Annotated in this window: 12 protein-coding genes; 6 read left to right on the top strand and 6 right to left on the bottom strand. The window is 70.3% G+C overall.

Annotation, left to right across the window (positions count from 1 at the left end; translation table 11 throughout):
- Positions 1–54 precede the first annotated feature (54 nt).
- The gene (locus Q9R28_RS13180) at positions 55–1203 is read right to left on the bottom strand and encodes a methyltransferase (RefSeq protein ID WP_311206307.1); all 1149 of its coding nucleotides are present in this window, start codon (positions 1201–1203) and stop codon (positions 55–57) included.
- A gap of 145 nt (positions 1204–1348) precedes the next feature.
- On the opposite strand from Q9R28_RS13180, the gene Q9R28_RS13185 reads away from it, so the two are divergent.
- Complete coding sequence (locus Q9R28_RS13185; RefSeq protein ID WP_066651959.1) at positions 1349–2005, top strand: GntR family transcriptional regulator; 657 nt, start codon at positions 1349–1351, stop codon at positions 2003–2005.
- Position 2006: 1 nt separating this feature from the next.
- A complete protein-coding gene (locus Q9R28_RS13190; RefSeq protein WP_311206308.1) occupies positions 2007–2156 on the top strand; it encodes a hypothetical protein in 150 nt (49 codons plus the stop codon).
- A gap of 69 nt (positions 2157–2225) precedes the next feature.
- On the opposite strand, the gene Q9R28_RS13195 is transcribed toward Q9R28_RS13190, so the two are convergent.
- Complete coding sequence (locus Q9R28_RS13195) at positions 2226–3395, bottom strand: hypothetical protein (protein WP_311206309.1); 1170 nt, start codon at positions 3393–3395, stop codon at positions 2226–2228.
- Between Q9R28_RS13195 and Q9R28_RS13200 the strand changes: the two genes are divergently transcribed.
- Positions 3366–3797 carry a hypothetical protein gene (locus Q9R28_RS13200; RefSeq protein WP_311206310.1) on the top strand — a complete coding sequence of 144 codons (432 nt, stop codon included), beginning with the start codon at positions 3366–3368 and terminating at the stop codon, positions 3795–3797. The genes Q9R28_RS13195 and Q9R28_RS13200 overlap by 30 nt on opposite strands.
- 419 nt (positions 3798–4216) lie before the next feature.
- Here the strand turns inward: Q9R28_RS13200 and Q9R28_RS13205 are convergent, their stop codons facing one another.
- The 4 genes from Q9R28_RS13205 to dnaK form a co-directional block, all read right to left on the bottom strand.
- Positions 4217–4627 (bottom strand): heat shock protein transcriptional repressor HspR, encoded by a 411-nt coding sequence (locus Q9R28_RS13205; protein WP_311206322.1) that lies wholly within the window; start codon positions 4625–4627, stop codon positions 4217–4219.
- Between the two features lie 123 nt (positions 4628–4750).
- Complete coding sequence (locus Q9R28_RS13210) at positions 4751–5755, bottom strand: DnaJ C-terminal domain-containing protein (protein ID WP_311206311.1); 1005 nt, start codon at positions 5753–5755, stop codon at positions 4751–4753.
- A gap of 24 nt (positions 5756–5779) precedes the next feature.
- Positions 5780–6469, bottom strand: a complete 690-nt coding sequence (locus tag Q9R28_RS13215) for a nucleotide exchange factor GrpE (RefSeq protein ID WP_311206312.1) — start codon at positions 6467–6469, stop codon at positions 5780–5782.
- A gap of 2 nt (positions 6470–6471) precedes the next feature.
- Positions 6472–8343 carry a molecular chaperone DnaK gene (dnaK, locus tag Q9R28_RS13220; protein ID WP_311206313.1) on the bottom strand — a complete coding sequence of 624 codons (1872 nt, stop codon included), beginning with the start codon at positions 8341–8343 and terminating at the stop codon, positions 6472–6474.
- A gap of 835 nt (positions 8344–9178) precedes the next feature.
- Between dnaK and Q9R28_RS13225 the strand changes: the two genes are divergently transcribed.
- The 3 genes from Q9R28_RS13225 to Q9R28_RS13235 all read left to right on the top strand — a co-directional run bounded on the left by Q9R28_RS13225 (position 9179) and on the right by Q9R28_RS13235 (position 13601).
- Positions 9179–12043: an Ig-like domain-containing protein gene (locus Q9R28_RS13225; RefSeq protein ID WP_311206314.1), complete on the top strand. Its 2865-nt coding sequence runs from the start codon at positions 9179–9181 to the stop codon at positions 12041–12043.
- Positions 12044–12135: 92 nt separating this feature from the next.
- Positions 12136–12540, top strand: a complete 405-nt coding sequence (locus tag Q9R28_RS13230) for a DUF3060 domain-containing protein (RefSeq protein ID WP_311206315.1) — start codon at positions 12136–12138, stop codon at positions 12538–12540.
- Positions 12541–12662: 122 nt separating this feature from the next.
- A complete protein-coding gene (locus Q9R28_RS13235) occupies positions 12663–13601 on the top strand; it encodes a hypothetical protein (RefSeq protein ID WP_311206316.1) in 939 nt (312 codons plus the stop codon).
- The last annotated feature ends 45 nt before the right edge of the window (positions 13602–13646 follow it).

Raw genomic sequence — 13646 nt, forward strand, 5'->3', positions numbered from 1 at the left:
GCTCGCGCACGACGGCCCCGTCACCACGGTGACGGGGCCGTCGTCGTCCCCGCCTCAGTCGGCCCGGCGCGAGGCCGTCACCGTGAACTTCGCGGTCCGGACGACCTGTCGGGTCGGTCCGACGAGCCGCTCGAGCACGGGTCGGTACCGCAGGTGCGAGTTCCAGACGCACCACAGTTCACCGCCGGCCTGGAGGATCGTGGCCGCGTTGCGGAACATCGCCTCGGCCGCGTCGGTGCTCACCGTGGTGCCCTCGTGGAAGGGCGGGTTGCAGAGCACGAGCTTCGCAGACCCCTCGTCGAGCTCGTCGCCCGCGTCCGACCGGACGACCGTCACCCGGTCCGCGACGCCGTTCGCCACCGCCGTCGCCCGCGTCGACGCCACGGCGATCGCCGAGACGTCGGTCGCGACCACCTTGACGGCCGGGCGGCGGCGCGCCAGAGCAGTCGCGATGACGCCGTTCCCGCACCCGAGGTCGACCGCGACCCGCGCCGACGGGACGGCGTCGTCCATGACGTCGAGCAGCACCCGGGTGCCCTGGTCGAGCGACGTCCCCGCGAAGACGCCGCCGTGCGCGACGAGCGTCATCCCGAGCTCGTCGACGTGCACGGACCGCGGCCAGGGGTTCGTCGCGTCCGCGCGCACCGCCGTCGCACGGAGCGGGTCCTGCGCGACGAGCAACCGGGACTTGCCGCGCCCCCGTGACGCGGTGACCTCGCCGAAGTACCGGCGCAGGACGTCGTTCTGCGACAGGTTCATGTGCTTCGAGACCCCGCCGCAGAGCAGGACCACGTCGGGCGCCGCCCATCGTGCGACGGCGCGGGCGAGCTCGTCGAGCCGGTCGTTCGACTTCGACAGCCGGAGGAGCACCAGACGGACGTCGCGGAAGGCCTGCTCGAGCGTCTCGGTCAGCACGAAGCCGCTTCGGCCGAAGGTGCCGGCGTTCGCCTGCAGCGCCCGCACCCCGACGAGCGAGTCCTGCACGACCCGGACGCCCGACGCGCCGTGCACGGTCATCGCTCCGAGGGTCAGCACCCCGTACCGGTCGTCGACGACGGCGACCTCGCCGGGCTGCCGGAGCGCGTCCCCGTGCACGTGCGGTGCCTCGTCGAGCATGAAGCGGTCGGTGCCGTCGATCGCGACGAGGTCGGGTTCGTCGTTGACCGGGGAGCGCCGGAAGTGGTCGGCGAAGTCGAATGGCACGGCCCCAGGGTACTCAGACGACGGTGCGGAGCCGCGCCGGTGCGCACGGCAGCGGTATATCACCGAAGCCGGTGGTATCCCAAGCCCCTACGCTCGGAGGAGACCGTTGCGCGACGAGCAACGGCAGGACGAGCGAGAGGGGCCGATGTTCGCTTCGCCAGACGCCGGCCGGCGTCCCCGCCTGCGGGACCAGGCGCGGGAACGCCTGCGGACCGAGATCATGAGCGGGGCGCTCGCCCCGGGGACCCTGCTCGACGACGAACAGCTCGCGCTCCGGCTCCGGTGCTCCCGGACCCCGGTGCGGGAAGCACTGTCGGACCTCGGGCACCTCGGTCTCGTCGAGTTCCGCCCGAACCGGTACACGCGCGTCACGGTTCCCCGCCGCGACGAACTCATCCCGACGCTGCAGACCCTCGGGCTGCTCTTCGGAGGCGTCGTCCGCACCACGATCGGCGACCTCGGGGACCGCGACCGCGCCGCACTCTTCCGCCGCATCGGGCTCGTGCTCGACTGCATGGCGATGCCGACGTGGCAGTGGGGCTCCGACGCGATCACCCCGGTCTACCGGACGTTCCTGGCCGCGTGCGACAACCCCCTGCTCGTCGCAGCCCTGAGCGGGACCCTCGACGGCCTGACCTACCGCCTGCGCCACGACGACATCCGGAGCGCACTGCCCTGGGAGCACATCCGGAACGGCCTCGTCGCACTCCGCGTCGCGGTCGACTGCCGCGACGGACGGCTCGCGGAGCGGGCGACCTGGACGGTCCACCTGCTCCCCGACCCCGACCGCGGGCGGTCCTGACGTGTGCGCGTCCTGCGTCCGCTCGGTCATCGACACGGTCCGGGCGCACCGCCCCGAGCGCTGCTCCCCCGAGGACGACCGCCCCGCGCTCCCCCGCTGCACCGCGGTCGACGGCGTCCGCCGCGAGCTGTTCGACGACGACCTCCCGTGACGGACGGGCCGGCGGCGGAACCGGAAGCGGAACCGGTCACGCCGCCAACCCGTCGACGACCGGTCCGGGTCAGCCCTCGGGGACGATCCGCACCGTGTCCCGCGTGGTGTTCGCACCCTTCGACAGCGCCGTCGCCACCAGGTCGTGCTCGCGCAGCGCGAGCGGCGGGGTCGTGATCGCCCACTTCCCGGCAGCGTTCGCCGTGACCGATCCGTACGCCGCCGTGTCGCCACCCTCGCCGAGACTCACGCGCGCGTAGGGCTCGGCCGTCCCGCTGACGCGCACCTGGTTCCAGACCGGCGTGATCTGGAAGCCGTCCCCGGGTGAGGTGATGCGCACGGCCCGGCCGTAGTCGACCTCGACTCGCTCCGAGCCGGCGGGCTGGCCGTCGACGGTCTGCACGGCGGTCACGGACTGCTTCCCCGGCTGGTCCGGCGCAGGCACGGTGACGGACCAGTGGCCGTCGACCCCGACCGGAACCGGCGGGACGGTCGCCCAGGCCCCCTCGATCCGGACGGTTCCACCGGCGGTCCCGGACCCCTCGATGACCACCGGCTTCGTGACGTCAGCCGCGAAGCGCGCCGTGGCGCTGAACGGCGCGGCGTCGAGGTGCACGGTGACGGGCACCGGGTCGCCGAGTGCCTGCCCGCCGACCTTCGCCACGACCCGCACGGTCGTGTCACCGTCGCGCAGGCCGTCGACGACGAAGCGCCAGGCTCCGTCCGTCGGCGTCACCGTCCGCGTGACCGTCCCGCCGTCGCGCTCCCACGTGACGTCGAGGGAGTCCGCACGGCGGGGCGCCGTCCCGGCCAGCGTCGCCGTCCGGGCCACCGCGTCCTGGCTCTCGATCCGTGCACTGAGCGCCTGGTCGACCACGGTCGTCGTGGTGGTGGCGGTCGTGTCGAACGAGGCGCCCGGGAAGGTCCCGGACAGCTTGCCGGTCATGCTGCTCGTGGTCGTCGCGACGTCGGCCGGGGTCTGGACGTCCAGGGTGAAGCGGAAGCGCTGGTCCTTCGTCACGTCCCAGTCACGGTTCCCGAGCTGGAAGGTGTACGTCCGCCCGTCGGGTGCTCGCGACCCGTCGACGAGCGAGTCCCCGCCGAACCGGTGCCAGGTGCCGCCGTCCAGGTACTCGCCACGCTGCCGGTCCTGGCCCGGAGCGAACGTCGTACCCTCCGGTGCGGTGACGACGAGCTTCCCCGTCGGCGTGTGGAACGCGGACTTCGCCGTGAACGACACCGAGACCGGCGTCGTGGCACCGCGCTGCAGGTCCGCCGTGCCGGTGTCACGACGATCTGGCCGGGCGTCGGCGGGAAGTCCACCACGACCGACGTCTCGTCCCGGTACCGATCGTCGACCCACTGCTGGAACGTGATCCTGTTCTGCCCGGTCGACAGGCCCGTCACGGTCGTGCTCCACGTCCCGGTCCGATCACTCGTCGCCGTCGCCACCTGGGCGCCGCCGCGCTTGATGACCGCTCGGCGGGTCGCCGTGCCGGTGATCACCGCCGATCGGTTCGTGTCGTTCTTGCTCTGCACCCTGGCAGTGATGCCGAGCTGCGGGAACGGGCGCGTCGCGGAGCCCGCCGTCACCGTCGCCGAGTTCTTGCACCCGAAGACGGAGCAGGCGTACGTCCAGTAGACCGGCGTCCGGGTCTGGCCGAACGGCCAGCCGGCTGCGAACTCGGCCGTCGAGACCCCGCCGTCCCAGTGGTAGTCGCTCGCACTCGTCGGCCCGACGTTCCCGACGTGGATCTGGCACGTGTACTCGATCGTCCCGCAGTGCGGCTGCCCGGTCACCTGGTACCGGTCCGGGCCGAGGGGCGTCAGTCCGACCCCGGTCGGAGCCTTCGCGACGGTCCGCGTCGATCCCACCGGTGCACCGGTCGGATCAGCGGCCGCCGTTGCCGACGTCGTGGGAGCCAGGGTCAGGGCCCCCACCAGCACCGCGCTCCCGATCGCGCTGAGCAACCGTGTTCGTCGTCGCATCGTTCCTCCTGTTCTCGATCACGGCCTTCGTGATCGAGAACAGTCAATCGAAATGCGACATACTACGTTCGGTCAGCGCTCTGGGCGGTACAGCACGACCGCGGTGTTCCGCTGCGGTCGCATGCCCGCGCGCAGCGGGACTGCAGCGCCGGTGGTCGTCGCCGCGAAGACACGGGCGCCCGGGCGCGCGATGAGCTGATCGGCGAGCGCCCGCTCCAGCTCGCGCACGCGGTCGCGGAGCACCAGGTTCTCGTTCTCGAGGTCGAGCACCCGCCGGATCCCCTCCAGCGACACCCCCTCGGACCCGAGTCGCGCGATCTCGCGCAGCTGCGCGACGTCGCGCATCGAGTAGCGGCGCGAGCCACCGCGGGTGCGGCCCGGCACGACCAGGCCGAGCCGGTCGTACTGCCGCAGCGTCTGCGGGTGCATCTCGGCGAGCTCCGCCGCCACCGCGATCGCGAGGACGGGCGAGTTCTCGTCCATGTCGGTCATGGCTGGTTCCTTTCCGTCGTCCTCGTGGTGCAGAACCAGCCTGGAGGCCCGGTGCGGCTTCCTCACGGAGCCGCGCCGAGCCTCCAGGCCGGTTGTCGTGCTGGTTGCGCAGCGCTAGCTGCGCGCCTTGGCGAGGAGGTCCTCGCGGGGGTCCTCGTCGGGCAGGGCTGCGCGGAGGGCCTCGACGGCTTCGCGCTGCTTGTCCGACAGGTGCGACGGCACCGCGACCTGCACGGTGGCGAGCAGGTCACCGGTGCCGCTCTTGGTCGTGACCCCGCGTCCCTTGACGCGCAGGACGCGGCCGGACGGCGTGCCGGGGGCGACCTTGAGCTTGACGGGCTCGCCGCCGAGCGTCGGCACCTGGATCGTCGCGCCGAGCGCCGCCTCGACGAACGTCACGGGGACGTCCACGCGGAGGTGCTGCCCGTCGCGCTCGAAGACCGGGTGCTTGCGGACGGAGACGCTGACGACCAGGTCGCCGGCCTCTCCGCCGTCCGGACTCGGCTCGCCGCGCCCGCGCAGGCGGATCTTCTGCCCGTCGGCGACGCCCGCGGGGACGCGGACGTTCACCGGTCGGCCGTTGCCCTGCGAGAGCTTGACGGTGTCACCGGCGATCGCGGTGGTGAAGTCGAGCGTCGTCGACGCCGTGACGTCGCGACCCTTGGTCGGACCACCGAAGCCGCGGAAGCCGCCGGACGACTGCCCGAAGCCCTGACCGCCGCCGAACATCCCGCCGAGGATGTCCTCGAAGCCGCCGGCGCCGCCGCGAGCACCGCCCTGGCCGAAGCGCACACGCTGCCCGCCCTGCTGGCCGAACATCCCGCCGAAGACGTCCTCGAACCCGCCGCCCTGGCCCGGGCCACCCGCGGTGAAGCGGGCGCCGGAGCCCATGGCACGGACCTGGTCGTACTCGGCGCGCTGCTCCTTGTCGGAGAGCACCGAGTAGGCCTCGCTGATCTCCTTGAAGCGGGACTCGGCGGCAGCGTCACCCGGGTTGGAGTCCGGGTGGTACTGCCGGGCGAGCTTCCGGTAGGTCTTCTTCAGCTCAGCGTCGCTCGCCGTCTTGTCGACGCCGAGGACCTTGTAGAAGTCCTTGTCGAACCAGTCCTGACTGGCCATGAATCCCTACCTCCTTCCCGAGCCTCAGGCGGGGACCGCGACGGCGACCTTGGCCGCGCGGAGCACGCGGTCGCCGAGCTTGTAGCCCGGCTCCACGACGTCCGCCACGGTCTGGTCGGTCGCACCCGGCGTCGGCAGCTGCACGATCGCCTCGTGCACGTTCGGGTCGAAGAGCTCGCCCTTCTCGCCGATCTGCACCAGCTTGAACTTCTCGAAGCCGCCGCGGATCTTCTGGCCGATGACCTGCATGGGGCCCTCGGTCAGGTCGCCGTGCGCCTCGGCGCGGGTCAGGTCGTCGAGGGCCGGCAGCAGGGCGCGGACGACCTCAGCGATGACGGCGTCGCGGTTCGCCTCACGGTCGCGCTCGACGCGCTTCCGGAAGTTCACCAGCTCGGCCTGCGCGCGGAGCATGTCGGCGCGCATGTCGGCGACGAGGTCACGGTCGGCCTGCGACAGCTTGTCCTCTTCCATGCCGCGGGCCGCGTCGTCGAGCAGGGCCTGGTCCTCCGGGGAGAGGTCGCTGGCCTCGCCGGCACCCGCCTGGTCGCCCTTCGCCTGGTCGGCCTGCGGGCCGCCGGCGGCGGGGCCGTCCGTGGGGATCTCCACGTCCGGCCCCTCCGCCTCGATGAGGTCCTCGGGCTCCTGCGCGTTGGTGGCGTCGCCCTCGACCTGGGGCTCGTCCTCGTTCGGCACGTTGTCCTTGGGGTCCGTCATCGTTACTTCTTGTCCTTGTCGTCCTCGTCGTCCACGACCTCGGCGTCGACGATGTCCTCGTCGTCTGCCTGCTGCCCCTGGCCGTCGGCCGTCGGCTGCTCGCCACCGGCCGCGGCGCCCGCGTCCTGCTGCGAGTAGATGGCCTGGCCGAGCTTGCCCTGCGACTCGTTGAGCTTGTCGAAGGCGGTCTTCACGGCCTCGTCGTCGTCACCCGCGAGGGCCGACTTGAGGGAATCGACGTCAGCCTGCACCTCGGACTTGACGTCCGCGGGGAGCTTGTCGTCGTTCTCCTTGATGAGCTTCTCGATCGAGTAGACGAGCTGCTCGGCCTGGTTGCGACGCTCATTGGCCTCGCGGCGGGCCTTGTCCTCGGCGGCGTGCTCCTCGGCCTCGCGCACCATGCGCTCGATGTCCTCCTTCGGCAGCGACGAGCCGCCGGAGATGACCATCGACTGCTCCTTGCCGGTGCCCTTGTCCTTCGCGGACACGTGCACGATGCCGTTGGCGTCGATGTCGAAGGTGACCTCGACCTGCGGCACGCCGCGGGGAGCCGGGGCGATGCCGGTGAGCTCGAAGGTGCCGAGCGGCTTGTTGTCACGGGTGAACTCGCGCTCGCCCTGGAAGACCTGGATCGCGACCGACGGCTGGTTGTCGTCAGCGGTCGTGAAGGTCTCGCTGCGCTTGGTCGGGATCGCGGTGTTGCGGTCGATGAGCTTCGTCATCAGGCCGCCCTTGGTCTCGATGCCGAGGGACAGCGGCGTGACGTCGATGAGCAGGACGTCCTTGCGCTCGCCCTTCAGGACACCGGCCTGCAGGGCGGCGCCGACGGCGACGACCTCGTCCGGGTTGACGCCCTGGTTCGGCTGCTTGCCGCCGGTCAGGCTCTTGACGACCTCGGCCACGGCGGGCATGCGGGTCGAACCACCGACGAGCACCACGTGCGCGATGTCGTTGACGCTGACACCCGCCTCCTTGATGACGTCGTTGAAGGGCTTCTTCGTGCGGTCGAGCAGGTCGGAGGTCATCTGCTCGAACTGCGCGCGCGAGATGGTCTCGTCGAGGTTCAGCGGGCCCTCGGCGGTCAGCGTCAGGTACGGGAGCTGGATGTTCGCCGACATCTGCGACGAGAGCTCCTTCTTTGCCTGCTCAGCGGCTTCCTTCAGGCGCTGCTTCGCGATCTTGTCCGTGGACAGGTCGACGCCGTGCTCGTCCTTGAACTTCTTGACGAGGTGGTCGACGATGCGCTGGTCCCAGTCGTCGCCGCCGAGGCGGTTGTCGCCCGAGGTCGCTCGGACCTGGATCGTCGAGAAGTCGTCGTCCTTGCCCACCTCGAGCAGGGAGACGTCGAACGTGCCGCCACCGAGGTCGAAGACCAGGATGAGCTCGTCCTCCTTGCCCTTGTCGAGGCCGTAGGCGAGCGCCGCGGCGGTCGGCTCGTTGATGATGCGGAGGACGTTGAGGCCGGCGATCTCACCGGCGTCCTTCGTGGCCTGGCGCTCGGCGTCGTTGAAGTACGCCGGGACGGTGATGACCGCGTCGGTGACGTCCTCACCGAGGTACTGCTCGGCGTCGCGCTTGAGCTTGCCGAGGGTGCGGGCCGAGATCTCCTGCGGCGTGTAGCTCTTGCCGTCGATGTCGACCTTCCAGTCGGTACCGATGTGGCGCTTCACGGAGGCGATGGTGCGGTCGACGTTCGTGACGGCCTGGCGCTTCGCGGTCTCGCCGACCAGGACCTCGCCGTCCTTCGTGAAGGCGACGATCGACGGCGTGGTGCGGAGCCCCTCGGCGTTCGCGATGACGGTGGGCTCGCCACCCTCGAGCACGCTGACGACCGAGTTGGTGGTTCCGAGGTCGATGCCTACTGCACGTCCCATGTTGTGGTGCTCCTTCGGTTGGGTTCGTGGTCTTGCTGAAGCCTACGCGGAGTTGCGTCCGCTGCACTCAAGTTTACTCGCCATGAGGGGTGCGTCAAGTCCGACACCGAAAACTTGCGCCGAGTGGGCTCAGGGCGGTGCGCATCGTCTATGCATCGCACTCGGCATGATTCCAGCTTCTTCATTCAATATTTCATATGTCCATGTTGGAGCCGTGTGTCCGCACGGCACGATCCCGAAAGACATCTCCTCTTACATGAAGAACACACTCCGAGCAGTCGGGGCCGCTGGCCTCGCTGCCGCCACCATCGTGACGGGGCTGAGCTTCGGCCCAGCCGCCCAGGCCACACCTCAGAGCAGTCCACAGGAAAGCATGAAGTGGGTCATGGATGACTTCTTCTGGGACCGCCAAAGCCACCCGAGCGTGACGCAGCTCACGGTCGACGAGCAGGGCACAGTTTGGCGGCTTGGTGTCGGCTTCGACAGGGAAGGCGCTGCCGAGCGGGCGTCGGAAATTCTCGTGCCGAAGTCTGGGACTGAGGGTCCAATCCAGACGGCCGACGGGACGCTTTGTCTCGACGGCACGAGCACGGGACTCCGGTTCGTCACCTGCGACGGTTCTGCCGGTCAAGTCATGCAGCTCCGGGAGGTCGAGTACTCCGGCTACAAGCGCATCGTGATGACGCGGAAGGTGGATGGGAAGGCCGTCAAGGCAACGAAGACCGCTGGTTGGGTGGACCTCCGAAGCGCCACACCAATCTCCGACGACGTTGCTGCAATCACTCCGATCCGATCAGCGAACGCGACGTACGACTCTGCGACCGACAGTGTGGAAATGCGCGTCACTGACGGGACACCGAACACAACGGTGACCATCTCGGACTCAGACGGCCTGCAGTCGAAGGCCTACACGCTCGACGCGGGCGGCAACCTGACGCAGAAGCTGCCGGACTCGATCGGGTGGGGGCAGAAGGTCCTCGTCAAGTTCAGCGACCAGGACCAGCCGTTCGAGGTGCCGACCGGGCGCACCGCCGCGGTGACCGACCTGCACGTCGCGCGGAACGCCAGCGGCAAGCTCGTGCTCAGCGGCAAGGCACCGGGCGGCGCGAACGTCTACGTCGGTGCTTCGCGTGTGCAGTCCGAGTCGCTGCAGAACGTCAAGGCCGCGACGAGCGGCGCGTTCTCGATGGAGCTCAACGACAAGGCCTCGCGCCTGGCCGAGGGGTACGTCTACGCCTGGACGCAGGGTGTCCGGACCCGGATCAAGATCTCCGACCTCTTCGCGCAGGTGAAGGACATCGACCTCGAGGCGGGCACGGCGCACCTCGACGGCTTCGCGCCGGCGACAGCGACGGGGGTCGACGTGTCCTGGGTGGACAAGAACGGCAAGACGAAGGAGCACTCGCCGAAGATCGCTGACAGCGGCGCATTCGAGGACGTGGTGACCGATCTCCCCCTGGGCGAGACCGTCATCCACGTGACCGCGTTCGACGGCGGCACCGAGATCGCGCAGTACGACGTGACCGTCGACCTGCACGTCGCCCCGCTCACGGCAGACTCCCGCTTCTCCTCCGACCTGATGGAGAACGTCACCGTGTTCGGTGACGCACAGCCCAACTCCTCGGTCCGGATCAAGAACGGCAAGACCGACGTCAAGACCGTCCCGGTGGACGACAACGGGCACTGGGAGACCACGCTCAATGCGCCGAACAGGGCGGGCGAGTACGCCCTCACCGTCCACGAGATCGTCCGCGGTGAGGACTACGCGCACTCGGACCTGACGATCGACTACGGCAAGGGCGTGTCGATCACGTCCCCGGACGACGGTTTCGAGGTCGATCCCGGGCAGTCGCTGACGATCAAGGGTGACGCGCAGGACAAGAGCGGCGTGAAGGTCTACGAGAAGGGCAAGCCGCAGAACATCCTCGGCGCGAACCAGGCCGGGACCTCGAACACGTACCGCATCGTGACGTCTGAGCTCGAGGACCGCGAGTACCAGCTCGTCGTCGAGGGCATCTCGAAGGGCTACAACCGCACCCGGGCCGAGATCACGGTCAACCCGGGCAAGTCGTCCGTCGCGAAGCCGACCGCCGAGGTCGAGTTCCCCGAGGACGTGACGAAGAAGGCGATCGTCAAGGGCACCGGTGTCACCGGCGGCATGATCACCGTGAAGGACGAGAAGGGCAAGACCGTCGGCGGCCCCGTGTCCGTCGAAGGAGCCCAGGCCGGCACCGGTTCCTGGTCGACGGAGATCGACCCGCTGGGCCCGGGCACGCACACGCTGAAGGTCGAGCAGTCCGGCATCGACGGCGTGCAGGAGACCACGGTCGACGCCGACTTCGGGCCCGCGGTGGCCGCAGCTGGTCCGGCTGCTCCCTTCGAGGGCAGCTCGACGACCATCACCGGCACCGGCACCGACCGCGCACGGATCGTGATCTCCGAGAACGAGAAGGAGGTCGCCTCCGGAACGGTCGAGCACGGCGCCTTCTCGATCCCGGTCGAGCGGATCCAGGACGGTACGCACACCTACACCGTGACCCAGACCGCTCCGGGGAACACGGTCTCGTCCACCGAGGTCACCGCGGTCCGCGACGCGGCCGTGGTCCCGGTGACGGTCACCTCCCCGAAGTCCGGGGACACCCACGCGCCGAACTCGGTCGTCCGCTTCGAGGGCACCGGCACCCCGGGTGCGAAGGTCGTCGTGCACGCCGGCGAGGGCCTGACCGACTTCGACGCCACCGTCGACCCGCTGGGCAACTGGCACGTCGACCGTCCGGTCACGACCGGTACCTGGATCTTCGACGTCATCCAGACCGCGAAGGGTGGCAACGTCAGCCGGGTCGACGGCATCGAGCTGCCGGAGGCCGGCGTTCCGGTCGACCGACCGTTCGACGTGACCGCACCGACGTCCGGGTCCACGCACAAGGACGAGCTGGTGACGTTCGAGGGGACCGGTACGCCGGAGAGCACGGTCACGATCGATCCGAAGAACCCGAACCTCGCGAAGGTCACCGCCACGGTCGGGATCGACGGCCACTGGTCGGTGAACCGCTGGATCGGCGGTGGCAAGTACGAGTTCGACGTCATCCAGTCGAAGGACAGCACCGAGACCGGTCGCAAGACGGTCCGGATCAACCAGTCGGCCGAGGCCGTGAAGCCCTTCGCGGTGACCTCGCCGGACGACGGTGCGACCGTGAAGGACCAGCTCGTGACCTTCCGCGGGACCGGCGCCGCCGGCAGCACGGTCACCCTCGACCCGAACAACCCGTACCTGGCGACGCTCACCGCCCCCGTCGGCAACGACGGCGAGTGGAGCATCGACCGGTGGATCGGTTCCGGGCAGTACACGTTCACGGTCACGCAGACGACGGACGAGGTGGAGACGGGCCGGGTGACCATGCACCTGAACCAGCCCGCGGAGGTCACGAAGCCCTTCGCCGTGACCTCGCCCGACAACCTCTCCTCGCACCAGAACGAGCTCGTCACGTTCCGCGGCACGGGCAAGGCGGGCAGCACGATCACGCTCGACCCGAACAACCCGTCGCTGGCGACCGTCACGGCCAAGGTCAAGGACAACGGTGACTGGGAGGTCTCCCGCTGGCTCGGCGCCGGCTCGTACCACTTCACCGTGACCCAGACCACGGACGACACCGCCGACGGCAGCGTCGACCTCGATCTGAACCCCGCGGCGACCCGGTAGTACCGGCGCCGCACCCACCTCCGGCGGGCGGGGAGCACCGTCTCCTCGCCCGCCCACCCCTCTGCCACTGACGACGACCCGGAAGAAGTCCCATGCGCAAGCACCTCCTCGCCAGCGCCCTCGCGCTCAGCCTCGCCGCCGGCCTCACCGCCTGCAGCCAGCACACTCCCGATCCGGCTCCGACCGCCAGCGCGAGCGGATCACCCACCGCGGAGACCGCGACCTGCTCGGACGGCGTCGCGCTGCTGCGAGCGAACGACCAGCACGGCGACCAGCCGGGGTGTGACCGGTTCAACCTGATGGGCAAGGGCAACACCGTCAACATCGGCGAGACCGAGCAGCTGACCATCGAAGGCGACGGCAACACCGTCACCGTCGAGAGCGTCGAGCACGTCACCAGCGCGGGCAAGGACAACACCGTCTACTACGACGGCGACGAGCCGGACTTCGACGAGCTCGGGACCGGTACGAAGGTCCTCCCCTCCGCAGCACGCTGACCGACGCAGCACGCTGACCGACGCCACACGCTCCACGACGAAGGGCACCCCGCCACGGGGTGCCCTTCGTCGTCCCTGCCGTCCGAGCACCGGCCCGACACCGGCTCGGTAGGCTCGACCCCGTGCGATGGAGTCGAGTGGGCTGGCCCGGGGTCGGGTACGTCTCCCTCGAGGACGTCGAGGGCTACGCCGAGCACCTCGCCCGCCTGGTCACCGACGCACCCCCGTCCATCGCCGCCCTCGCGTCCGTGACGTGGAACGAGGCCCGCATCGCCGAGTGGCACGAGACCGAGACGACGACGGCGACCGGCACCCCGGACACCGCGGGCATCGACGAGGCGCCGACGCGCACGGTCCGGGCCGTCGTGGTCGTCCGGACCGACGAGGTCCTCGACACCCCGGACGGCCTCTGGCGCCGATGGAACCACGCCCGCGTGACGCTCGAGTTCCACCGCGCCGTCCTCGAGCCCGCGGACACCGCACCGCTCGCGGTCCTCGCCGGCGACGTGCAGGTCTCCCGCGGCGAGATCGCCCACGTCGACGCCGACGTCTGGGAGCTCCGCCTGCTGCTCTCCCCCACCGGCGAGCTCGCGGTGCACTTCCGCGACGTGGTGATCGAGGTCCGCCCCGTCGCCGAGTCGGCGTGGTCCGACCTGGAGGCGCGCCCCACCCACGGCTGGCACGGCCCGGTGCCGGACGGCTGGCTCGAGTGGGCCGCCCCCGCGGTGCGCGCTGCGGGTCACGGGGACGTCGGCGGGCTCTCGCTCGAGCTCGACGGGTTCGGCGCGGACCCGACCGGGATCGACGAGGTCGACCCGCGCTGGGGCTTCGCCCCGCTGCACGCCGCCGCATGGTTCGACCGGCGCGGGACGACGGAGGCGCTCATCGAACGGGGCGCGGACGTCACGGTGCTCGACGCCGAGGACCGGACGGCGCTCGACATCGCCCGCGAGCGCGGGTCGCGCAAGGCGGAAGAGGTGCTGCTCGCCTGGTTCGACGCACATGCCTTCGGCGAGGCCCACGTCGCCGACGATCCCTCGAGCGACGAGGCGACCCGCTGATCGAGGGGCCCATGGACGGACTGGAGGCGCGGTGCCAGCTGGCAC

The organism is Curtobacterium sp. BRD11 (genome assembly GCF_031844345.1).
Classification (GTDB): Bacteria; Actinomycetota; Actinomycetes; order Actinomycetales; family Microbacteriaceae; genus Curtobacterium.

Bases quoted from the DNA above. Each gene is read 5' to 3' on its own strand.
- Q9R28_RS13225 (WP_311206314.1), top strand. From the start codon at position 9,179: ATGCGCGTCACTGACGGGACACCGAACACAACGGTGACCATCTCGGAC.
- Q9R28_RS13185 (WP_066651959.1), top strand. From the start codon at position 1,349: ATGTTCGCTTCGCCAGACGCCGGCCGGCGTCCCCGCCTGCGGGACCAG.
- Q9R28_RS13205 (WP_311206322.1), bottom strand. From the start codon at position 4,627: ATGGACGAGAACTCGCCCGTCCTCGCGATCGCGGTGGCGGCGGAGCTC.
- Q9R28_RS13230 (WP_311206315.1), top strand. From the start codon at position 12,136: ATGCGCAAGCACCTCCTCGCCAGCGCCCTCGCGCTCAGCCTCGCCGCC.
- Q9R28_RS13215 (WP_311206312.1), bottom strand. From the start codon at position 6,469: ATGACGGACCCCAAGGACAACGTGCCGAACGAGGACGAGCCCCAGGTC.
- dnaK (WP_311206313.1), bottom strand. From the start codon at position 8,343: ATGGGACGTGCAGTAGGCATCGACCTCGGAACCACCAACTCGGTCGTC.
- Q9R28_RS13210 (WP_311206311.1), bottom strand. From the start codon at position 5,755: ATGGCCAGTCAGGACTGGTTCGACAAGGACTTCTACAAGGTCCTCGGC.